Here is a 20,744-nt window from a genome sequence, read left to right as displayed (position 1 = left end):
CGATGGCCACTCCGCCGAAGAAGCCGACCGGCACCCCCACCCCGCCGCGCCGCAAGGCGGCCGCGCGCAAGGCGACGCCGAAGGCGAGCGCGCCCAAATCCCCCGAGAGTGCCAGCGACGAGACGCCGACTCCCGCGCCCAAGCCCCGCGCCACCAAGGCCGCCGCACCGCGCACGCGCAGCCGCAAGACCGAGACCGGCACCACGCGCAGCGCTTCCGCCGCACGCAAGCCGGGTGCGGTCGCCTCCGCCGCCAAGACGGTGACCGCCGCCGCCTCCGACGCCGCGAAGACCGTCACCACCGCCGCGACGGACGCGGGCAAGGCGATCGCCGCCTCGCCTCCCGGCAAACTGGTGACCGAGACCCGCGAGAAGGTCGGCGACAAGACCTTCTTCGGCGCGCTGATCGGCGGCGCCCTCGCGATCGGTGCCACCGTCGCCGGCATCTTCCTCGCCCGCCGGCCGAAAGCGGACGGCAAGGCAAAAGGGGATGCGCCGAAATCCTAGGGTGGCGGCGAGCGCTATTTGGCTAGGGCGTAGTCGATCCACACGGTGACGGCGACCGATTGCTCGCCGGGTTTGACAGGCGCTTTGGCCCGACCGGCGGCATAGCCCGTCACGATGATGTCGTTGTCACCGTCGTGACGCGCCGACCGCTCGCTCACCCGCAACACGCGGGCAATCCTCATCCCCAATGCGGCTGCATAGTCCCGCGCCTGCCGTTCCGCGGCGGCAACGGCGTCGGTCCGCGCCTTGGCCTTCAGCGGCGCATTGTCGCTGAAGGAGAAGGTCGGTCCATTGAGTCCCGTCGCACCTGCATTCATCAATGCGTCGATGACGCGCGGCGCGGCGCCGATGTCGCGAATCCTGATCGAGAGCCGATTGCTCGCCCGATAGCCGATGATCTCGTCAGTCTCGTCGCCATCCTTGTCGGGACGATAGCGCGGTCCGACGCTCAGGTCGCTGGTACGGACGTCGGCATCGGCGACGCCGGCTTCACGCACTGCGCCGACCAGCCGCTCGGCCACCTTCGCGTTGGCGGCGAGCGCCGCCTGCGCCGTCGTCCCGTCGCTCGTCACGCTCGTCGAGAATTCCGCGATGTCGGGCGTCGCCTTCGCCTCGCCGGCAGCATTGACCTCGAGCAGCGTCTCGCTGGGCGCGAGCGTCGTCAGCGCCGTCTGGGCCGACGCCGGCATGGCCGCCATAAGGGCCGATGCGGCCAGGATCGTCCTTCGCTTCATCACTTCCCCTCCGCCAGAAACGCCGCGATCGCCTGCCCCAGCTCGGGCTTGGTCACCGCGCTCATGTGGTTGCCCGGCACCTCGGCATAGCGCGCGTCGGCCAGCGTGTCGGCGAGCGCCTGGCCCGATCCGTTGTCGTCGTCGTCCGCCCCGTTCACCACCAGCGCCGGGACGTCGATCGCTGCCAACTCCGCTTCGCTGGTATCGACGAAGGTATTGAGGATCAGCAACAGCGCCTCGGGATCGCCCTTGGTTGTCTTGAGGAACGCCTCGGTCATCCATTCGGACGTGCCGCGCTCGAAGCTGCCGAGGTTGGTGAGGACCCGGCGGAAATAGCCGCCCCGCCCCTCGGTATGGACGATCCCCTGATATCCCATGCCCGACAGCACCACCCGCCGCGGCCGCGCGCCGCCCGCCAGCATCCGCACGCTCGTCCGCCCGCCCAGCGAATAGCCGACCAAGTCATAGTCGCTGAGCCCGAGATGCTCGAGCAGCGCGAAGCCGTCGCGCATCAGCACGTCGGGCGGATAGGCGGCGGGATCGTGCGGCTTGTCGCTGTCGCCGTGCGCGCGCAGGTCCGGCATGATCACGCGGAAGCCCCTGGCTGCGACCGCCTCGGCATGGCCGTAGCGGATCCAGTTGGTGTGGGCGTTCGAGAAATAGCCGTGGATCATCACCACCGGCCGTCCCTCTCCCATCTCCCGCCAGGCGAGGCGGACGCCGTCGAAGCTCTCGAAATATTCTGGGGCGAAATATTCAGGGGACTCGGCCAAGGCTTTCCATCCAGCGGGCGACGATGCGCGGGTTGTCCTCGGTCCGTGAGGTCGGCAGGTGGCTGGTGTCAAGCCATTGGGGATGCCAGCTCTCGACGCCCGAATGACTGACCGGGCGGAAGCGCGACGGATCGTCGAAGCTGCCGACGGTCAGGTCCATGCGATCGTGACCGTCAGACTCATAGGTGAGCGGTGTCCCGCAATTCGCGCAGAATCCGCGCTTGGCGAAAGATGAGGAGGCGTAGCGGTCCGGCTCCTCGGTCGTCCATTCCACGTCCGCCTTCATCACGTTCTTGAACGCGATCGAGACGCCGCCGGTTGCCCGCTGGCACATCCGGCAATGGCAGAGATAGGCCTCGTCGTCCGCGATCGTCACGCGATAGCGCTTGGCGCCGCATTGGCAGCCGCCGGTCATCGGTTCGCTCATCTCCTCGTCCTTCCCGTGCAATCGTGATTGCGCATTGTGCATGTTGCATGTGCTAGCTATATATAAGCACGCTCATTATATGCCGGCCTATGAGTGACAACAGCCTGGCCTTTCTCATCAGCGACGTCTCGCGCCTGATGCGCAAGCGTTTCGACGAGCGCGCGCGCAGCTTTGGCGCGACGCGCGCGCAGTGGAAGACATTGGCGATCGTGTCGCGTCATCAGGGCATCAACCAAGGCGGGCTCGCGGAGTTGCTCGAGGTCGAACCGATCACGCTGTCCCGCATGCTCGACCGGCTGGAGCAATCCGGCCTGGTCGAGCGCCGTCGCGATCCCACCGACCGCCGCGCCTGGCGCATCTACCTGACCGATGCCGCCCAGCCGGTGATCGATCAGGCCCATGGCTGCGGCGCCGAGCTGATGGAGGCCGCACTGCTCGGCGTCGACGCACGGGAAAGCGCCGTCGTCACCACCGCGCTGCAGAAGATCCGCGACAATCTCGCCCAGTTCGATCCCGACAAGACCATAAAAGAGACCGCCAATGGCTGACGCCGATCCCAAGATCGAAACCTCCGCGGGGACGGAGGTGACCCTCGAGCCCGCAGCGCCCGCGAGGAAGCGCCGCAACCTGCTGCGCCCGATCCTGATGTTCGGCGTGCCGCTGATCGTCGTCGCCATCGCCGGCTATTTCTGGGCGATCTCGGGCCGGTCGGTCTCGACCGACAACGCCTATGTCCATCAGGACAAGACCTCGGTCTCGGCCGACGTCGCCGGCAAGATCGTCTCGGTCGACGTGCGCGAGAACCAGCACGTCAACGCCGGCGACGTGCTGTTCCGCATCGATCCCGAGCCCTATCGCATCGCCATCGCCCAGGCGGACGCGGCGATCGCCAACGCGCAGGTCGAGCTCCAGACGCTGCAGACCAGCTACGCCGGCACCGGCGCCGATATCCAGGCGGCGAAGGACCGGATCAAGCAGGCGCAGGAGGATTACGACCGCCAGGCCGCGCTGATGAAGCAGGGCTTCACCACCCGCGCCAACTTCCAGGCCGCCGAGCACGCGCTCGAGCAGGCGCGCGCCAGCTACCAGAGCGCGCTCGCGGACGCGGCGGAGGCGCGGTCGAAGCTCGCGACGGGCTCGGCCGTCCCCGGCCAGAACCCGGCGATCGCCGCCGCCGTCGCCCAGCGCAACAAGGCGATGCTCGACCTCCAGCGCTCGGTGGTGCGCGCGCCGATCAGCGGGCAGGTCAGCCAGACCGACCGGCTGGTGCTCGGCCAGTATATGATGGCGGGCCTGCCGGCGGTGACGATCGTCGCGGACCAGAACAGCTGGGTCGAGGCGAACTTCAAGGAAACCGACCTCAACCACATGCGCGTCGGCCAGCCGGCGGAGGTCAGCTTCGATGCCTATCGCGGGCTCAAGCTCAAGGGTCATGTCCAGTCGATCGGCGCCGGCACCGGCAGCGAGTTCTCGGTGCTCCCGGCGCAGAACGCCAACGGCAACTGGGTGAAGGTCACCCAGCGCGTGCCGGTGCGCATTGCCATCGACGAAAAGAGCCCGCGCCAGCTCATCGCCGGCCTGTCGGCGGACGTGACGGTCGACCTTCGCGGCGGGAAGTAAGCACCGTCGTGGCCACCGCAGCAGCCTCGACAGCACAGGCGCCATCCGCGCCGCCCGCACCGGACGGCGCCGCACTCTACACGCCTAATCGCCCGCTGCTCACCGTCGGCGTGATGCTGGCGACGATCATGCAGATCCTCGATTCGACGATCGCCAACGTCGCGCTTCCGCACATGCAGGCGACGCTCAGCGCCACCGCCGACACCATCACCTGGGTGCTGACCAGCTACATCGTCGCCTCGGCGATCGCGATCCCGATCACCGGCTGGCTCGCCGACCGCATCGGCTCGCGCAACCTGTTCCTGTGGTCGGTGGCGGGCTTCATCGTCTCCTCGGCGCTGTGCGGCATGGCGACCGGCCTCACCGAGATGGTGGCGTTCCGCCTGCTCCAGGGCATCAGCGCCGCCTTCATGAACCCGCTCAGCCAGACGGTGCTGCTCGACATCAACCCGCCCGAGAAGCAGGCCAAGGCGATGTCGATCTGGGGGATGGGCATCATGGTCGGTCCGATCCTGGGGCCGGTGATCGGCGGCTGGCTCACCGACAACTACAACTGGCGCTGGGTCTTCTACGTCAACCTGCCACTCGGCGTGTTCTGCTTCGCGGTGCTGTGGTGGCTGCTCCCCTCCCGCCCGGTCCGCAGGCGCGAGTTCGACATCACCGGCTTCGCGCTGCTCTCGCTCGGCATCGCGTCGCTGCAGCTCATGCTCGACCGCGGCCAGAACCAGGACTGGTTCTCCTCGACCGAGGTGGTGATCGAGGCGCTGGTCGCCGGCATCGCGCTGTGGATGGCGATCGTCCACATGTTCACCGCCAAGAAGCCGATGTTCGACCGCGAGCTGTGGAGGAACCGCAATCTCGTGACGGCCATTCTGTTCATGCTGGTGATCGGCGTGGTGATGATGGCGACGATGGCGCTGCTGCCGCCGATGCTGCAGAACCTCTACGGCTATCCGGTGCTCGACACCGGCGTGCTGCTGATGCCGCGCGGGTTCGGCATCGTGTTCAGCATGTTCCTCGCCGCCAACCTCACCCAGCGCGGCTTCGATCCGCGCATCCTGGTCGGTGTCGGCTTCGTCGTCGCCGCCTTTTCGCTGTGGCAGATGACCCAGTGGACGATCGTGATGAGCTCGGCGCCGTTCATCGTCTCCGGCCTCATCCAGGGGCTCGGCATGGGGCTGATCTTCATGCCGCTGCAGAGCATGGCCTTCGCGACGCTGCCGCCGCACTACCGCACCGAGGGGTCGAGCCTCATGAACCTGATGCGCAACGTCGGCGCGTCGGTCGGCATCTCGGGCGTGACCGCGCTGCTCGCGCAGAACATCCAGGTCAGCCATTCCGAAGTCGGCCAGCATGTGACGGCCGAGACGCTGGGCACGCTCGATCCGTCGCTGCTCGGCATAGGCGGCAGTATCGGCGATTCGGTGATGGCGATGATCGATGGCGAAGTGAACCGGCAAGCGGCGATGATCGCTTATCTCGACGACTTCAAGGCGATGATGATCGTCACCGCCCTGTCGATCCCGCTGGTGCTGTTCCTCAAGAAGCCGCCGCGGCCGAAGGCGAGCGAGAAGGCGGCGCCGGTCGACCTTCACTAATTGCTGCGGCCGCCCTAGATCGCTCCCAACCTTCAGGAGCCATCTCATGTCCGCCGATCCGATCGTCATCGCTTCCTACGCCCGCACCCCGATGGGCAGCTTCCAGGGCTCGCTGACCGATGCGTCGGCGACGGATCTCGGCGCGGTCGCGGTCGGCGCCGCGGTCGAGCGCGCAGGACTCAAGGGCGAAGCGATCGAACGCATCTACATGGGCTGCGTGCTCCCCGCCGGTCTTGGCCAGGCACCCGCCCGGCAGGCGGCGCTCAAGGCGGGGCTGCCCGACCATATCGAGGCGACCACGGTCAACAAGATGTGCGGCTCGGGGATGCAGGCCGCGATCCTCGCCGCCGACGCGCTCGCCGCCGGCTCGGCCGACCTGCTGATCGCCGGCGGCATGGAGAGCATGACCAACGCGCCCTACCTCTCGCTCCGCCACCGCGGCGGCGCGCGCATCGGCCATGACGTGCTCAAGGACCATATGTACCTCGACGGCCTCGAGGACGCCTATGAGCCCGGCAAGCTGATGGGCAATTTTGCCGAGGAGGTCGCGGTCGAATACCAGTTCACCCGCGAAGCGCAGGATGCCTATGCGATCGAGTCGCTCACGCGCGCGCAGAAGGCGCAGCAATCGGGCGCGTTCGACCGCGAGATCGTTCCGGTAGAGGTCAAGACCCGCAAGGGCGTCGTCACCATCACGCTCGACGAACAGCCGGCCAAGGCGGACCCCGCCAAGATCCCGACGCTCAAGCCTGCCTTCTCCAAGGACGGCACCATCACCGCCGCCAATGCCTCGTCGATCTCGGACGGCGCCGCCGCGCTGGTGATGACCCGCTCCTCGATCGCGGAGAAATATGGTCTCGACCCGGTCGCCCGCATCGTCGCCCATGCCGCGCACGCCCATGCACCCTCGCACTTCACCACCGCGCCGGTGTTCGCGATGAAAAAGGCGCTGGAGAAGGCCGGCTGGGACCTGAAGGATGTCGATCTGTTCGAGGTCAACGAAGCCTTCGCCACCGTCGCCATGATCGCGATGCGCGACCTCGGCATCCCGCACGACCGGCTCAACATCCACGGCGGCGCCTGCGCGCTCGGCCATCCGATCGGCGCGAGCGGCGCCCGTATCCTCGCCACGCTGATGTCCGCGCTGGAGACCACCGGCCAGAAGCGCGGCCTCGCCTCGCTCTGCATCGGCGGCGGCGAGGCGACGGCGGTCGCGGTGGAGATGCTGCGCTAGGCGCCGACTCCTTCCGTCCGCTCCGTCGGACGGATCGTTTCCGCTTGTTAAGCAAAACATTGCCGAATTGTTGCCAGAACCGCGATTCTGTAACATCTTTGCCACATAATCGCGGCGTTCTGCATCGTGGCGGCTTGCCAACCTTGCCGCCATCCTCCCCTCGTGCAGACTTCGTTGCACCGCAGCAGATTTGCTGCGGACGCGAAAGCATCACGCCCGTGATGCTCAAACGGGGGAACCATCTGTGGCTATCTCGATACGGCAATGCTTGCTTGCCTCGACCTTCTTCGTCGCCGCCGTGGCACCGGCACATGCACAGGATACGACATCGCTGGATACGACTGCGGCGCAGACCGACGAATCCCAGGCGGATTCCGAGATCGTGGTTACGGGGACGCGCATCGCGCGCGCCAATCTCGAATACGCCAGTCCGGTTGCCGTGATCGGCGAGCAGGAAATCCAGTTCCGCCAGCCTGGCACTGCCGATGACCTGCTCCGCAACTTCCCCGGCATCCGTCCTTCGCTGGGCGCCGGCGTCAACAACGGGTCGGACGGCTCGGCGACCGTCGAGCTTCGCGGTATCGGCGCGCAACGCACGATGGTGCTGCTCGATGGCCGCAGGCTCGTACCGTTCGGCCTCGACGGCCTGACCGATACCAACAACGTCCCCGTCGCGCTCATCGAGCAGGTCCAGGTGCTGACCGGCGGCGCCTCGTCGACCTACGGTGCCGACGCCGTCGCGGGCGTCGTCAACTTCATCACCAAGCGCAACTTCACGGGCATCGACGCGAGCGCGAGCTACCGCATCTCCGAACGCGGCGACGCCGCCCGTTTCAAGGCGGACGTGGTGCTCGGCGCCAACATCGACGACGGTCGCGGCAACGTCGTCTTCAGCGTCGGCTACACCAAAGCCAACCCGCTCCTGCACACCGCCCGCTCGATCAGCGAGGTTCCGATCAGCTCGACGACCGGACAATTCTCCGGCGCGACGGCCGCACAGGTCACGATCTTCGCCTCGCCGACCAACGCCGCGCTTGGGCTGCCGGCCAGCAGCTTCGGCGCAGTCGTCGATCCCAGCACCGGCCGGCTGAGGGCGGCGACCGCTTCGGATACCTACAACACGAACAACGGCACCTATTTCCAGACGCCGCTCGACCGCATCAATTTCTATTCCGCCGGTCGCTACGAGATCACCGACGGCGTCGAATTCTATTCGAGCGCGATGTTCACGCGTAACAAGGTGAGATTGCAGCTCGCCTCGTCCGGCACGTTCAGCAACACCTATCAGCTCGCGTTGAACAATCCCTATCTGCCCGCCGGCGTCCGCGGCCAGCTCTGTGCCGCGCGCGGGATCAGCGCTGCGAGCTGCGATGCAGCCGCTGCCGTCCGGGGCGGACCGGGCACGGCCGGTTACCTGGAGATCCCGGTGATCGCGCAGCGCCGCTTCACCGAATACGGCCCGCGCGGCAACGTCGTCGAGTCCGAGATGTTCCAGGTGCAAGGCGGCTTCCGCGGCAACATCACCTCGGGGTTGAAGTACGACTTCTCGGCGCAATATGGCGAGACGACCCAGAACCAGACCCGCGAGAACTGGGGGTCGTACAGCAAGGTCCAGCAGGCGCTGCGTGCCTATCGCGCGGCCGACGGCACGCTCCGCTGCGTCGACACCAGCAACAACTGCGTGCCGCTGAACCTGTTCGGCGCGAACGAATCGATCACCCCGGAACAGCTCGCCTTCATCGATCTCGACGCGATCATCAACCGCAAGGTGCGCCAGACCGTCGTGACCGGCAGCGTCAACGGCGACCTGTTCGCCTCGCCGTTCGCCAGCAACAAGATCGCCTTCGCGGTCGGCGGCGAGTATCGCAAGATCTCGGCGGCCAGCCAGCCCGACGGCCCGTCGCAGATTCAGGGCGAGGTGCTCGGAACCGGCGCGCGCACGCCGCCCGATTTCGGCCAGTACAGCGTCAAGGAAGTCTTCGGCGAGATCAACGCCCCGCTGATCGAGGACAAGCCGTTCTTCTATCGCCTGAGCGTCGAAGCCGGCGTCCGCTATTCGGACTATACCACGACCGGCGGCAGCACGACCTGGAAGGCCGGCGGCACCTGGGAGCCCTATCAGGGGTTCAAGTTCCGCGGCACCTATCAGGTGGCGGTGCGCTCGCCCAACATCCAGGAGCTGTACCAGTCGCCGGTGCAGGCGCTCGGCAACCTGACGGTCGATCCGTGCCAGGGCGCGGTGTCAGGCGGACTGGCCGCGCTCTGCGTGGCGACCGGCGCCCCTGCGGGCACGATCGGCTCGATCCCTGCGCCGACCTCGGGCCAGATCAACAACACCACCTCGGGCAACCGCGACCTCGATGTCGAGCGCGCCAAGACCTATACGCTGGGCGGCGCGTTCACGCCGAGCTTCATGCCCGGCTTCGCGCTGACCGTCGATTACTTCAACATCCGCGTCCGTGACGCGATCACCCAGCCGGCACAGTCGGACATCCTCAACGGCTGCTATTCGGCAGCGCTGAATCCCGGCTTCACCTACAATGCGTTCTGCCAGCTGATCGGGCGCAACCCGCTCACCGGCAGCCTCAACGGCGCGGGCGAGACGCCGGGCGTGATCCTGACCTATTCGAACCTGGGCGTGATCGAGACGGCCGGTATCGACATCGGCCTGTCACAGCGCACGAAGATGGAGGATCTGGGGATCAACGACGAGGGCACGCTCTCGCTCGAATTCAACGCGACCCGTCTCAGCTATTATCACTTCCAGGCCACGCCGAATGCGATCAACCGCGATTGCACCGGCTATTACAGCGCGGGCGGATGCACCAACCCGCGCGCGAAATGGCGCTGGAACAGCCGCCTGACCTATGCTCGGGAGCTGTTCGACATCTCGCTCTTGTGGACGCACATCAGCGCGGTCTCGCTCGAGCCGTATCTGGCGACGCGTCTTCCGGGCGATGTCCCACAGCCGGGTGGGCCGAACCCCACCACCGTCCTGGAGGCGTTCCGCAGCATCCCGGCATACGACTATTATGACCTGGCATTCCGGGTGAAGCCGACCGACACCGTCGAGTTCAGCCTCACCGTGAACAACCTGCTGGACAAGAAGCCGCCGCTGGTCGGATCGGGCGTGGGCGGCACGACGTTCAACAGCGGCAACACCTTCCCGACAATCTATGATCCGATCGGGCGGTCGTTCACCATGGGCGCGCGTCTCAAGTTCTGACGCGCGGCTGTTGCCGAACAATCAGGGCGGTCGTCGCAGGGCGGCCGCCCCTTTTCTTGAAATTCCCCGGACCGGCGAAGCGTCTCAGATCGCCAGCGAATAGCAGCGGTTGAACTCGGTCAGCTCATAGTCGCCGAACGGCCCGCTGGGCGTGAAGCCTGCCGCTTCGTACATTGCCCGCGCCGGTGCGAACGCGTCGTTGGTGCCGGTCTCCAAACTTACCCGCCGGTAGCCGCGTGAACGTGCCTCGGCGATCAGGTGCTCGAGCATCGCCTTGGCAACGCCTCTGCGGAGCTGATCCGGCGCGGTGCGCATCGACTTGAGCTCGCCGTGGTCCGGCGCGAGCTCCTTGAGCGCGCCGAGCCCGAGCAGCGTCTCGCCCTCCCAAGCAGCGAAGACGGACAGAGCGGGATCACGCAGCCCGCTGAGGTCGAGCGCGAAGGCGCTGTCCGGCGGCGAGTTGCGATGGGCCTCGCGCAGATGATGCTCGATGAGCGCAACGACCGCGGGATGATCGAGGTCCGCCGGCACGATCCTCACGGCACGTCCTCGCCCGGATCGACGCCCCAGAGGTGGATCGCCTCGACATAGCCCGCGCGACCTTTGACGTCGAACCGGCACCAGCCGCGGCTGCACTTGCTGATCCTGCCGACCACCCCAGGCGCCGCGCGCCACTGGATCGCCGCGTTCGCATCCGGCGCGGATCGCATCGCCACGATCGTGTCGGTAACGTAGCCGGTACGCGCGTCGGTCAGCAGGTTGGCGAGCATCCACCCCTGCGTGCCGCCGGGGTCCTCGACCTTGCGCCATTCCTTGTAGATGTCGACCACCTTCACCGGCAGCCCGGCGCGCTGGTAAAGCCAGCTCGCCGGATAGTTGCGCCCGGGGCCGGTGCGCATCCGCGCCTGCCCGGCGTTGATCGAGGCATAATAGGGTGTCTTGCGGGTCTGCGCCTCGGCGGACGCGGCGAGTCCGGCGGCGATCGTCGCCATGACCAGCAGCTTTGCGATGCGCATTGTCGTCCCTCCGCTCATAACGCGATCTAGCGAGCGATCGGCGCAAGGTTCAACCGTTGACTGACCCTCGCCACCTCGCCAATTCGGGACTCGATGGCCAGCCGTCCCGCCCGTCCCAAGGTCGTCGTCACCCGCGAGCTGCCGATCGCGGTGATGGACCGGCTCGAAACGCTGTTCGACGCGACGCTCAATCGCGACGATGCGCCGGTCGATCTCGCCGCGGCGATGGCCGACACCGACGTCCTGGTCCCGACCGTCACCGACCAGATCACCGCCGAGCTGATCGCCGGTGCCGGCGAGCGGCTCAAGCTGATCGCCAATTTCGGCGCCGGCGTGAACCACATCGACCTCAAGGCCGCCCGGGCCCGCGGGATCATCGTCACCAACACGCCCGGCGTGCTGACCGAAGACACCGCCGACATGACGATGGCGCTGATCGTCGCGGTGCCGCGCCGGCTGGTCGAGGGCGAGAAGCTGGTGCGGTCGGGCGGGTGGAAGGGCTGGTCGCCCGGCGGCGTGCTCGGTCACCGCATCGGCGGCAAGGCGCTCGGCATCCTCGGCATGGGCCGGATCGGCCAGGCGGTCGCCCGCCGTGCCCGTGCCTTCGGCCTCTCGATCCATTACCACAACCGCCATCGCCTGCCCGCGGTGATCGAGGAGGAGCTCGGCGCCACCTGGCACGCCGATCTCGATGAGATGCTGGGGATGATCGACATCCTGACGATCCACACCCCGCGCAGCCCCGACACCGAGAATCTGATCGACGCCCGCCGCATCGCGCTGATGCGGCCACACGTCTATCTCATCAACACCTCACGCGGCGGCATCGTCGACGAGGATGCGATGATTGCCGCGCTGGAGATGGGGCGCCTTGCCGGGGCCGGCCTCGACGTGTGGACGCACGAGCCCGCGATCGATCCGCGCCTGCTGGCGCTGCCCAATGTCGTGATGACACCGCACATGGGCTCGGCGACCTTCGAGGGCCGGCTGGCGACCGGCGAGAAGGTGATCGCCAACATCCGCGCCTGGGCCGACGGCCACCGCCCGCCCGACCAGGTGCTCGAAGGCTGGGCCTGAAGGAGCCGCCGCAACCATTTGGCAAGGGTCGTCGTTTCGCCTCTGTGTCATTCCGGTTGCGAAAGGCTCACCCATGAAGCGCTATGCCTATGCGTGGATCACCCTCGCCTTCTTCCTCGGTTCGCTCGCGCTGCACTGGTTCTTCGGCTGGCAAGCCTTCGTCGATGAAGCGACCCAGCACAGTCAGGCGCCGGAGGTTTCCGGCTATCTCCATGAGATGCTGCGCGATACCTTCGAGAACTGGCAGTCGGAGTTCCTCCAGCTGCTCTGGCAGGTCGTCGGCCTCGCCTATTTCCTCTACGTCGGCTCGCCGTCGTCCAAGGAGAATGACGATCGCGTCGAGGCCAAGATCGACGCGCTGATCCGTCTTCAGGCCGGCGAGCGCGGCGAGACGATCATCGATTCGATCGACGAACGCTATCTGCGTCACATCGGCCATTCCAAGCCGCACGCCCATGGCGAGCCCGCCGTTCCGATCAGCTGAGGGAGCCCACAGTGGACCGTATCTTCACCACGATCGCCGGCAGGATTTCCGGCTTCGTAGGCCAGCCGGTCGCCTTCATCCTGGCCGCGCTGTTCATCATCGTCTGGGGCGTGACCGGTCCGATCTTCCACTTCTCGGATACTTGGCAACTGGTCGTGAACACGGCCACCACCATCGTCACCTTCCTGATGGTGTTCTTGATCCAGAACTCGCAGAACCGCGACGCGGCGGCGATTCAGGCAAAACTCGACGAGGTCATCCGCACGCTCGACGGCGCCCGCAACCGCTTCATCGGCATCGAACACAAGACCGACGTCGAGATCGAGGAGATCCGCAAAGCACTGGAACAGGAATGCGAGGACGAAGAGGACTGGACGAGCACCGAAGCCTCGATCGCCAAGTTCCGTTGGCGGCGGTGATAGCGACTTCTTTTTCCTACCGTCATCCCGGCGAAAGCCGGGATCTCAGGCAACGGCACGAGATCCCGGCTTTCGCCGGGATGACGGTAAGAGGGGGCTTTCTCAATCCCCGGTCAGGATACGATCCACCAGCTGCTTCACAGTCGGGACAAAGCCATTGGAATAGAAGGGATCGCGCTTGAAGTTATAGGCCCCGTGCCCGGCGAACATCAGATTGTGATCCACCGGTCCGCCATGCGCGATGTCCTGCAGCGTCTTCTGGATGCAGAAGCTGCGCGGGTCGGCGAGGCGGCCGGTCGAGTTGGTCTCGGTATCCGCCCAGGACGAGAACTGGCACTGGCTGAGGCAGCCCATGCAGTCGGCCTGATCCTTGCGGATCGTGCCCTTCTCCTCCGGCGTCACGAACACCAAGGTGTTGTCCGGCGTCTTCAGCGCATCGGTGAAGCCCGCACCGTACCAGGCCCGCGCGCGCAGCAGGTCGTTGCGCGTCACCCAGAAGTTCTTGCCCTTGACGCCGACATCGAGCTGGAAGGTGTGGTCGCCCGCCTCCTGCGTCGAGAAGGGGATCTGCCGCTCCGACCGCGCCTCGAGATTACGCAGGAAGGTGTTGCGCACCGCCGAGGAATAGAAGCCGGTCGGGGAGAAGCGGTGCAGCAGCACCTCGCCCTCCTCGATGTCCATCAGCTTCGCCTTCCACTCCTCCGGGATCGGGCTTTCCTTGGTGAGCAGCGGCCGCGTGCCGAACTGGAAGGCGATCTTGCCGAGCTCGGGATTGTCGATCCAGTCGTTCCAGTCGCGCAGATACCAGACGCCGCCCGCCATCACGATCGGCACGTCGTCGGACAGGCCGCCCTCGCGCATCGTCTCACGCAGCGCCTTGACGCGCGGATAGGGATCCTCGGGCTTCAGCGGGTCCTCGGCGTTCGACAGGCCGTTGTGCCCGCCGGCGAGCCACGGGTCCTCGTAGACCACCGCCGCCAGCCACTCCGCCGCCTTCGAATAGGCGCGCTTCCACAGCGCGCGGAAGGCGCGGCCCGAGCTGACGATCGGCAGATAGTTGACGCCGTAGGACGCGGCGATCTCCGACAGCTTGTAGGGCATGCCCGCGCCGCAGGTGACGCCCGCCACCAGCCCGCGCGTCCGCTCTAGCACGCCGTGCAGCACCCGCTGCGCGCCGCCCATCTCCCACAGCACGTTGATGTTGATCGCACCGGCTCCGCCGGCAATGTCCCAGGCGCGCCTGACCTGCTGCACCGCGCCCTCGATCGCATAGGCGATCAGTTCCTCGTGCCGGTCGCGCCGGGTCAGCGCATTATAGACCTGCGGAATGATGCGCCCTTCGGGATCGTAGCTGTCAGCGTTCACCGCAGACACCGTGCCGATACCCCCCGCCGCCGCCCAGGCGCCCGCCGACGCGTGGTTGGTCGCAGCCACGCCCTTGCCACCCTCGACAATCGGCCAGACCTCGCGGCCGTTGTAGATGATCGGCGTCAGCCCCTTGAACAATATAACCTCCGAAAAAATCCTGCCGACGCTAGACGGACATGCGGTGCAACGCGAGCGAAATTCGCTCAGCCAAGAACGCCCGGCCGTCCCATCGCGGCGCCATACAGCTCGGCATAGGCCGCGATCATCGCGCTCTCGTCGAATAACGCACGTGCGCGCGCCTGGTTCGCCTGGCCGATATGCCGGCGCGCACCAGGTTCGTTGACGAAATATTGGATGGCGTCGCGCAGATGGACCTCGAACCGGTCGTCCGGGATGAGCGGGCGGTTTTCCTCGGCGATCATCTCGCGGACGTCGCCGACAACGGGCGAGGCAATCGGCAATCCGGCCGCCATCGCCTCCATCACCGCGATCGGCTGCTGCTCGCTTTTCGACGACAGCGCAAAAATGTCGAACAGGCCGATGTAGCGCGCGGGATCGGACAGAAAGCCCGGCAACACCACCCGATCCTCGAAGAACATCGCCTCGGCGGTATCCAGGATCTTCTGCCGCTCCGGCCCTTCGCCGACGATCACCAGCCGGATGTTGCCGGCAAGCCCTCCGCAGGCGCGGACCAGCATCGGCAGATCCTTGACCTCACGGAGTCCGGCGACGGTGCCGATCACGACCTCACCCGCCTTCTTGACGAAGCCGGGTATCGCCTTGGGATCGGGCGTGCGGGCGTAGCGCGCCGTATCGATGCCGTTGGAGATGCGCCGGAGCCGCCCCGCCGGCTGTTTCCAGACGGTCCGCGCGATCTCCTCCAGCCTCAGCGACGGCACCACCAGTGCATGTGCGGCTGGCAGCGCCAGCCGGCGGTACATATTCCGCACCGGATTGAGCCGCTTCGCCTCATCGGCGCCGAAGCCGTCCTCGTGATGGACCAGCGGCGGCAGGCCCTTGCCGAACACGCGGCGCGCCATCACCGCGTCGATCGCGCCCCAATTGTAGGTCAGCACCAGGTCGAACCGGCGCATGAACCGCGCCAGCGCCTCGTAGCGCGCGACGGAGGGCTTGCCGGTGAGCGCCGGCGGGTCCTGCGCGATCTCGTACTTGATGCCTTTGGAGATCGCGTCGCGGGCGTCGAGCTGATCCGGCACCCCGGACACGATCATATGCCGCGCCCGGTCGCCGAACGCATTCATCAGCCGCACCGCGCGCGCTTCCTTGCCGCCGAGCGAGAAGCTCGAATGCAGGTGGAGGATGTGGACGGGCGGACCGCTCAAATCTCGACCTGGCTCCCGAGCTCGACCACGCGGTTGGTGGGCAGGCGGAAGAATTCCATCGCGCTTTCGGCGTTGCGCAGCATCCACGCGAACAGCTGCTCGCGCCAGATCGCCATGCCGGGTCGCGACGAGGGCAGCAGCGTCTGCCGCGCGAGGAAGAAGCTGGTCTCCATCATCCGGAACTCGCCGTCGTGGGTCTTGATCGTCTTGAGTGCGGCGGGGACGTCCGCCTCCTGCATGAAGCCGAAGTAGAGGACGAGGCGATAGAAGCCCTGCCCCAGATCCTCCTGCTTCACCCGGCGGCTGTCGGGGACATAGGGTTCGTCGATGATCTTGACGGTCAGCAACACCACACGCTCGTGCAGCACCTTGTTGTGCTTGAGGTTGTGAAGCAGCGCGTGCGGCACTCCGTCGGCGGTGGAGGTCATGAACACCGCAGTGCCCGGCACGCGCGAGGCGGAGTTGGCGGCGGACTGGATGAACACCTTGATCGGCATCGCACTCTCGCGAAGCTTGTCGATCATCAGGTGCCGCCCCTTCGCCCAGGTCGTGAGCAGGGTGAAGATGACGAGGCCGACCAGCAGCGGGAACCAGCCGCCGTCGGGGATCTTGGTGAGGTTCGACGCGAAATAGGCGCCGTCGATCAGCAGGAAGGTGGCGACGGTGACGGTCGCCAGCACCTTGTTGACCCGCCAGACCCGGAACATCAGCACGCCAAGCATGCAGCTGGTGATAAACATCGTGCCGGTCACCGCGATGCCATAGGCGGCGGCGAGATTGGTCGAGCTCTGGAACGAGAACACCAGCAGCAGCACCATCACCAGCAGCGCCCAGTTGATCCCCGGGATGTAGATCTGGCCGGCGGCGGCGGCGCTGGTGTGGGTGATCCGCATGCGCGGGATGAAGCCGAGCTGGATCGCCTGCTGCGTGACCGAGAAGGCGCCCGAGATCACCGCCTGGCTGGCGATGACGGTCGCCATCGTCGCCAGCACGACCAGCGGCAGCCGCCATTCCTCCGGCGCCAGGTTGAAGAAGGGATTCGCGACCGCGGCCGGATCGTTCATCAGCAGCGCCGCCTGCCCGAGATAGTTCAGAATCAGCGCGACGAACACGAAATACCAGGCGAAGACGATCGGCTTGCGTCCGAAATGCCCCATGTCGGCATAGAGCGCCTCGGCGCCCGTGACCGCGAGCACCACCGAACCCAGTGCGAGGAATGCCAGCACCGGATCGTGTGCGAAGAAATTGAAGGCATGATGCGGCGACAGCGCCTGGAGCACTTCCGGCCGGTCGACGATATGGACGATGCCGAGACCGGCAAGCGTCACGAAGTAGACCACCATGATCGGCCCGAACAGCTTGCCGACCAGGTCGGTGCCGCGCGCCTGCAGGAAGAACAGGAATACCAGGATCATGGTCGCGATCGGCAGCACGAACGGCTCGAACGAGCTCTGCACCACGGTGAGACCCTCGACCGCAGACAGCACCGAGATCGCCGGTGTGATGATGCTGTCGCCGTAGAAGAGCGCGGTCGCGAACACGCCGAGCATCACCAGGCCGGCCGACCAGCGTTTCGCCCCCGTCCGCCGCGTGATCAGCGCGAGCAGCGCCAGGCTGCCGCCCTCGCCCTTGTTGTCGGCGCGCATGATGATGAAGACATATTTGACGGTAACGATCAGCATCATCGTCCAGAAGATGAGGCTGATCACGCCGAAGATGTGGAGATGGTCGACCGCCAGCTTATGGTGGCCGATGAACGACTCCTTCAGTGCGTAGAGCGGGCTGGTGCCGATGTCGCCGAACACCACGCCGATCGCGCCGAGCACGAGCTTGGCGATGTTGTCGCTGCGATGATGGTAGGCGGAAGCCGACTCGTCGGCGGACGCCTCCCCGGACGCCGACGGGGCTTCCGTCGACGCTGATGCTGGCTGGTTCACGGGCGGAGAATCTGTGCCCGGGGGAAACGCATGTGGGTCATGTGAGACCGCATACCTGCTGTTCTACGAATAGGCGGCGCGCCTAGCACTCCGCCGCTCCCCCCGCAACACGGCATCGCCCGGGCGTGTCCCTCAGCCGAACAGCGCGTCGGCCTCGCTGCGGGTCGGCACCTGGCGGAGCACGAAGCTGCTGGCGATGGTGTTGACGCCGGGCAAACGCCCCAGATGCTCGCGATGGAGCCGCTCGTAATCGTCGAGGTCACGGCAGATGATCTGCAGGCGATAGTCCTGGTGCCCCGACACCAGCGCGCAGGAGACGACACCGTCGATCGCCGATACCGCCCGCTCGAACTGGGCAAGATCCTCCTCGACCTGGGTCGAGAGGGTGATGTCGACCAGTGCGGTGACATGGAAGCCGAGTCGCTTGTGCCCGAGCCGCGCGCCATAGCCGAGGATATGGCCGGATGCCTCCAGTGCCTGGATGCGCCGCGAGCAGGCGGACTGCGACAGCCCCACCTGCGCCGCGATCTGGCTGACGCTTGCACGCGCGTCCTCGGCGAGAATCTTGAGGATCGCCGAGTCGATTCGATCGGTCTGCATGGATTCGTTGTTTATGATGGCCGCTCTCAAGAATCCATGCACTTAACCCTCAATTGGAAACGCGACTTTGCACGGATTCGCGAAGCCCTTTCCGCTATGGGCGCGCCACAGAGAAAATCGAGGAGATCGTACGATGCGCGTCGGGGTGCCCAAGGAGATCAAGAACCACGAATATCGCGTCGGCCTGACGCCGCCGTCGGTGGCCGAGCTGACCGCGGCCGGCCATGAGGTGATCGTCGAGACCAAGGCCGGCCTCGGCATCGATTTCGAGGATCAGGATTATGTCGACGTCGGCGCCCGCATCGTCGGCAGCGCCGCCGAGGTGTTCGCCCAGTCGGACATGATCGTGAAGGTCAAGGAGCCGCAGCCGCAGGAGATCGCGCTACTGGAGCCGCGCCATACCCTCTTCACCTACCTCCACCTCGCCGCCGACAAGCCGCAGGCCGAGGGGCTGATGAAATCTGGCGCGACCTGCATCGCCTATGAGACGGTAACGTCGAGGACGGGTGCCCTCCCCCTGCTCAAGCCGATGAGCGAGGTCGCCGGCCGCATGTCGGTGCAGGTCGGCGCGCATTATCTCGAGAAGGAACAGGGCGGCCGTGGCGTGCTGCTCGGCGGCGTGCCGGGCGTGGCGCCGGCGCGGGTCGCGATCCTCGGCGGCGGCGTCGCCGGCGTCAACGCCGCGCAGATGGCGGTCGGCATGCGCGCCGACGTCACCATCTACGACATCAACAACGATCGCCTGGCCGAGCTCGATATGTTCTTCTCGAGCCAGATCAAGACCGCCTATGCCAGCAAGGCGGCGATCGCCGCGGCGGTTAAGAATGCCCATCTCGTGATCGGCGCGGTGCTGGTGCCGGGTGCGGCGGCGCCGAAGCTGGTGACGCGCGACATGCTGAAGACGATGAAGCGCGGCAGCGTGATGGTCGACATCGCGATCGACCAGGGCGGCTGCTTCGAGACCAGCCATGCCACCACCCATGAGGATCCGGTGTTCGAGGTCGACGGCGTGATCCACTATTGCGTCGCCAACATGCCCGGCGCGGTCGCGCGTACCTCGACCTTCGCGCTCAACAACGCGACGCTGCCGTTCGCGCTGAAGCTCGCCAACCTGGGCGCCGAAGCGGCGATGAAGGCCGATCCGCACCTCGCCAACGGCCTCAACGTCTACAAGGGCAAGATCGCGTTCAAGGCCGTCGCCGACGACCTCGACCTGCCGTATGAGGCGTGGGCGGGCTGACGATCAGGGAGCCGGCGTCGCGCCGGCTCCCTCCTCGGCCAGATAGCGATCGAGCAGCCGCAGCCGCGTCCCGATCTCGTCGCGGTAGCTGGTCCCCGGCGGGCTCAGCCGATAGGCCCGCGCCCACCATTTGCGCGTCTCCGTGAACCGTCCCTCATCGAGATAGGCCACGCCGAGGAAGAACGGCGGCCCCGGATGCTCCGGCGCCAGCCGCATCGCCTGATCGAAGGCGAAGCGCGACGGCGCCGAGACGCTGCCGTCATGCGAGGCATAGGCCTGCCCCAACGCCGTCCACAGCGCCGCATTCTGCTTGGCGCTGGCGATGCCGCCGATCAGCAGGCTGACCGCGCTCCCCTTCGCCCCCGAGCGCTGTAGCGCGTCGGCCGCGACGAAATAGGGTTCGGCGAAGGTGAAACGCCCGAACATCTTGAGCCGCAGCTCGCTCATCACCGGTTCGACCACGCCGGGCACCTTCGACGCCTCGGTCGGCCGGCCGGGCAGCATCGGTCGTCCCTGGAGCGCATAGCCCGCCGCCCCCAGCATCAACGCCGCACCCGCGAACGACCACAGCATCCGCGGCAATCGGAGCCGCCACAGCAGCGCCGCCGCGCCGACACCGATCAGGACAAGGACCAGCCAGCCCATCAGCCGCGCCTCCGCCGCCGGAAGCTCGCTCGGGCGACTAGTGCGCCGAGCACGATCAGCACCACCGGCGCCAGCCACAGCGGCGCGGTGAGCGGGCTCATCGGCGGATCATAGGTCACATAGTCGCCGTAGCGGGCGATCAGCCATTCGCGGATCGCCTCCGGCTTCTCGCCCGCCGCGATGCGCTCGCGCACCAGCGAGCGCATGTCGGCGGCCATGTCGGCATCGCTGTCGGCGATCGACTGCCCCTGGCAGACGAGGCAGCGCAGCGTCTCCATCAGCGCCTTCGCCTTGGCCTCCTGCGCCGGGTCGGGAAGCTGGGTGTTGGCATAGCGCGCGACGGGAAGAGCGGTCTGCGCCAGCGCGGGAGCAGCCATCGCCGCCAGCCACAAACCCATCGTCACCCCGGCCTTGTGCCGGGGTCCACGGCGCCGCGCACTCATCGGTTCCGGCTCTTGCCGCCCGGTGGATGCCGGAACAACTCCGGCATGACGGAT

Annotated in this window: 21 protein-coding genes; 10 read left to right on the top strand and 11 right to left on the bottom strand. The window is 66.7% G+C overall.

Features of this window, described 5'->3' with window-relative positions:
- Window positions 1-2: 2 nt before the first annotated feature.
- Window positions 3-506 (top strand): hypothetical protein, encoded by a 504-nt coding sequence (locus AC2YHA_RS02240; RefSeq protein WP_487400207.1) that lies wholly within the window; start codon window positions 3-5, stop codon window positions 504-506.
- A gap of 14 nt (window positions 507-520) precedes the next feature.
- On the opposite strand, the gene AC2YHA_RS02235 is transcribed toward AC2YHA_RS02240, so the two are convergent.
- From AC2YHA_RS02235 to AC2YHA_RS02225, 3 genes are read right to left on the bottom strand one after another with little or no spacing between them, the layout of a single operon-like run.
- Window positions 521-1,240: an SIMPL domain-containing protein gene (locus tag AC2YHA_RS02235; protein ID WP_487400206.1), complete on the bottom strand. Its 720-nt coding sequence runs from the start codon at window positions 1,238-1,240 to the stop codon at window positions 521-523.
- Window positions 1,240-2,013 (bottom strand): alpha/beta fold hydrolase, encoded by a 774-nt coding sequence (locus AC2YHA_RS02230; protein ID WP_487400205.1) that lies wholly within the window; start codon window positions 2,011-2,013, stop codon window positions 1,240-1,242. The genes AC2YHA_RS02235 and AC2YHA_RS02230 overlap by 1 nt, the downstream gene beginning before the upstream one ends.
- Window positions 1,997-2,440: a GFA family protein gene (locus tag AC2YHA_RS02225; RefSeq protein WP_487400204.1), complete on the bottom strand. Its 444-nt coding sequence runs from the start codon at window positions 2,438-2,440 to the stop codon at window positions 1,997-1,999. Before AC2YHA_RS02225 ends, AC2YHA_RS02230 begins: the two co-directional genes overlap by 17 nt.
- An 89-nt stretch (window positions 2,441-2,529) precedes the next feature.
- Between AC2YHA_RS02225 and AC2YHA_RS02220 the strand changes: the two genes are divergently transcribed.
- From AC2YHA_RS02220 to AC2YHA_RS02200, 5 genes are all read left to right on the top strand, one after another.
- Window positions 2,530-2,988, top strand: a complete 459-nt coding sequence (locus AC2YHA_RS02220) for a MarR family winged helix-turn-helix transcriptional regulator (protein ID WP_487400203.1) — start codon at window positions 2,530-2,532, stop codon at window positions 2,986-2,988.
- Window positions 2,981-4,060, top strand: coding sequence for an HlyD family secretion protein (locus AC2YHA_RS02215; RefSeq protein WP_487400202.1), 1,080 nt, complete (start codon window positions 2,981-2,983; stop codon window positions 4,058-4,060). Before AC2YHA_RS02220 ends, AC2YHA_RS02215 begins: the two co-directional genes overlap by 8 nt.
- Window positions 4,061-4,068: 8 nt before the next feature.
- A complete protein-coding gene (locus AC2YHA_RS02210; protein WP_487400201.1) occupies window positions 4,069-5,658 on the top strand; it encodes a DHA2 family efflux MFS transporter permease subunit in 1,590 nt (529 codons plus the stop codon).
- Window positions 5,659-5,704: 46 nt separating this feature from the next.
- The gene (locus AC2YHA_RS02205) at window positions 5,705-6,892 is read left to right on the top strand and encodes an acetyl-CoA C-acyltransferase (protein WP_487400200.1); all 1,188 of its coding nucleotides are present in this window, start codon (window positions 5,705-5,707) and stop codon (window positions 6,890-6,892) included.
- A 244-nt stretch (window positions 6,893-7,136) separates the two neighbouring features.
- Window positions 7,137-10,118 carry a TonB-dependent receptor plug domain-containing protein gene (locus AC2YHA_RS02200; RefSeq protein WP_487400199.1) on the top strand — a complete coding sequence of 994 codons (2,982 nt, stop codon included), beginning with the start codon at window positions 7,137-7,139 and terminating at the stop codon, window positions 10,116-10,118.
- 84 nt (window positions 10,119-10,202) lie between these two features.
- Here the strand turns inward: AC2YHA_RS02200 and AC2YHA_RS02195 are convergent, their stop codons facing one another.
- Both AC2YHA_RS02195 and AC2YHA_RS02190 read right to left on the bottom strand, forming a co-directional pair.
- Window positions 10,203-10,658, bottom strand: coding sequence for a GNAT family N-acetyltransferase (locus AC2YHA_RS02195; RefSeq protein WP_487400198.1), 456 nt, complete (start codon window positions 10,656-10,658; stop codon window positions 10,203-10,205).
- Window positions 10,655-11,134 carry an SH3 domain-containing protein gene (locus AC2YHA_RS02190; RefSeq protein ID WP_233783088.1) on the bottom strand — a complete coding sequence of 160 codons (480 nt, stop codon included), beginning with the start codon at window positions 11,132-11,134 and terminating at the stop codon, window positions 10,655-10,657. The genes AC2YHA_RS02195 and AC2YHA_RS02190 overlap by 4 nt, the downstream gene beginning before the upstream one ends.
- Before the next feature lie 93 nt (window positions 11,135-11,227).
- On the opposite strand from AC2YHA_RS02190, the gene AC2YHA_RS02185 reads away from it, so the two are divergent.
- The 3 genes from AC2YHA_RS02185 (at window position 11,228) to AC2YHA_RS02175 (ending at window position 13,114) form a co-directional block, all read left to right on the top strand.
- Window positions 11,228-12,211, top strand: a complete 984-nt coding sequence (locus AC2YHA_RS02185) for a 2-hydroxyacid dehydrogenase (protein WP_233783089.1) — start codon at window positions 11,228-11,230, stop codon at window positions 12,209-12,211.
- A 73-nt stretch (window positions 12,212-12,284) separates the two neighbouring features.
- Window positions 12,285-12,695, top strand: coding sequence for a DUF6766 family protein (locus AC2YHA_RS02180; protein WP_233783090.1), 411 nt, complete (start codon window positions 12,285-12,287; stop codon window positions 12,693-12,695).
- 11 nt (window positions 12,696-12,706) lie between these two features.
- Window positions 12,707-13,114 carry a low affinity iron permease family protein gene (locus AC2YHA_RS02175; protein WP_233783091.1) on the top strand — a complete coding sequence of 136 codons (408 nt, stop codon included), beginning with the start codon at window positions 12,707-12,709 and terminating at the stop codon, window positions 13,112-13,114.
- 102 nt (window positions 13,115-13,216) lie between these two features.
- Here AC2YHA_RS02175 and AC2YHA_RS02170 read toward each other — a convergent pair whose 3' ends face one another.
- The 4 genes from AC2YHA_RS02170 to AC2YHA_RS02155 form a co-directional block, all read right to left on the bottom strand.
- Window positions 13,217-14,620 (bottom strand): NAD(P)H-dependent flavin oxidoreductase, encoded by a 1,404-nt coding sequence (locus AC2YHA_RS02170; RefSeq protein ID WP_233783092.1) that lies wholly within the window; start codon window positions 14,618-14,620, stop codon window positions 13,217-13,219.
- A gap of 65 nt (window positions 14,621-14,685) precedes the next feature.
- Window positions 14,686-15,825, bottom strand: coding sequence for a glycosyltransferase (locus tag AC2YHA_RS02165; RefSeq protein WP_487400197.1), 1,140 nt, complete (start codon window positions 15,823-15,825; stop codon window positions 14,686-14,688).
- Window positions 15,822-17,762 (bottom strand): potassium transporter Kup, encoded by a 1,941-nt coding sequence (locus AC2YHA_RS02160; RefSeq protein ID WP_406693350.1) that lies wholly within the window; start codon window positions 17,760-17,762, stop codon window positions 15,822-15,824. Before AC2YHA_RS02160 ends, AC2YHA_RS02165 begins: the two co-directional genes overlap by 4 nt.
- A 132-nt stretch (window positions 17,763-17,894) precedes the next feature.
- On the bottom strand, window positions 17,895-18,362 hold the full coding sequence (locus tag AC2YHA_RS02155; RefSeq protein ID WP_233783094.1) for an Lrp/AsnC family transcriptional regulator: 468 nt from the start codon (window positions 18,360-18,362) through the stop codon (window positions 17,895-17,897).
- 133 nt (window positions 18,363-18,495) lie between these two features.
- On the opposite strand from AC2YHA_RS02155, the gene ald reads away from it, so the two are divergent.
- Complete coding sequence (ald, locus tag AC2YHA_RS02150) at window positions 18,496-19,602, top strand: alanine dehydrogenase (RefSeq protein WP_487400196.1); 1,107 nt, start codon at window positions 18,496-18,498, stop codon at window positions 19,600-19,602.
- 3 nt (window positions 19,603-19,605) lie between these two features.
- On the opposite strand, the gene AC2YHA_RS02145 is transcribed toward ald, so the two are convergent.
- Complete coding sequence (locus AC2YHA_RS02145; protein WP_487400195.1) at window positions 19,606-20,247, bottom strand: tetratricopeptide repeat protein; 642 nt, start codon at window positions 20,245-20,247, stop codon at window positions 19,606-19,608.
- The gene (locus AC2YHA_RS02140; RefSeq protein ID WP_487400194.1) at window positions 20,247-20,645 is read right to left on the bottom strand and encodes a cytochrome c-type biogenesis protein; all 399 of its coding nucleotides are present in this window, start codon (window positions 20,643-20,645) and stop codon (window positions 20,247-20,249) included. The genes AC2YHA_RS02145 and AC2YHA_RS02140 overlap by 1 nt, the downstream gene beginning before the upstream one ends.
- Window positions 20,646-20,744: the final 99 nt, after the last annotated feature.

This window comes from Sphingomonas sp. SRI_018, from assembly GCF_057586275.1.
This window is presented reverse-complemented; position numbering and strand designations above follow the sequence as displayed.

Bases quoted from the DNA above. Each gene is read 5' to 3' on its own strand.
- AC2YHA_RS02240 (WP_487400207.1), top strand. From the start codon at position 3: ATGGCCACTCCGCCGAAGAAGCCGACCGGCACCCCCACCCCGCCGCGC.
- AC2YHA_RS02235 (WP_487400206.1), bottom strand. From the start codon at position 1,240: ATGAAGCGAAGGACGATCCTGGCCGCATCGGCCCTTATGGCGGCCATG.
- AC2YHA_RS02225 (WP_487400204.1), bottom strand. From the start codon at position 2,440: ATGAGCGAACCGATGACCGGCGGCTGCCAATGCGGCGCCAAGCGCTAT.
- AC2YHA_RS02220 (WP_487400203.1), top strand. From the start codon at position 2,530: ATGAGTGACAACAGCCTGGCCTTTCTCATCAGCGACGTCTCGCGCCTG.
- AC2YHA_RS02215 (WP_487400202.1), top strand. From the start codon at position 2,981: ATGGCTGACGCCGATCCCAAGATCGAAACCTCCGCGGGGACGGAGGTG.
- AC2YHA_RS02205 (WP_487400200.1), top strand. From the start codon at position 5,705: ATGTCCGCCGATCCGATCGTCATCGCTTCCTACGCCCGCACCCCGATG.
- AC2YHA_RS02190 (WP_233783088.1), bottom strand. From the start codon at position 11,134: ATGCGCATCGCAAAGCTGCTGGTCATGGCGACGATCGCCGCCGGACTC.
- AC2YHA_RS02185 (WP_233783089.1), top strand. From the start codon at position 11,228: ATGGCCAGCCGTCCCGCCCGTCCCAAGGTCGTCGTCACCCGCGAGCTG.
- AC2YHA_RS02180 (WP_233783090.1), top strand. From the start codon at position 12,285: ATGAAGCGCTATGCCTATGCGTGGATCACCCTCGCCTTCTTCCTCGGT.
- AC2YHA_RS02155 (WP_233783094.1), bottom strand. From the start codon at position 18,362: ATGCAGACCGATCGAATCGACTCGGCGATCCTCAAGATTCTCGCCGAG.
- ald (WP_487400196.1), top strand. From the start codon at position 18,496: ATGCGCGTCGGGGTGCCCAAGGAGATCAAGAACCACGAATATCGCGTC.
- AC2YHA_RS02145 (WP_487400195.1), bottom strand. From the start codon at position 20,247: ATGGGCTGGCTGGTCCTTGTCCTGATCGGTGTCGGCGCGGCGGCGCTG.
- AC2YHA_RS02140 (WP_487400194.1), bottom strand. From the start codon at position 20,645: ATGGGTTTGTGGCTGGCGGCGATGGCTGCTCCCGCGCTGGCGCAGACC.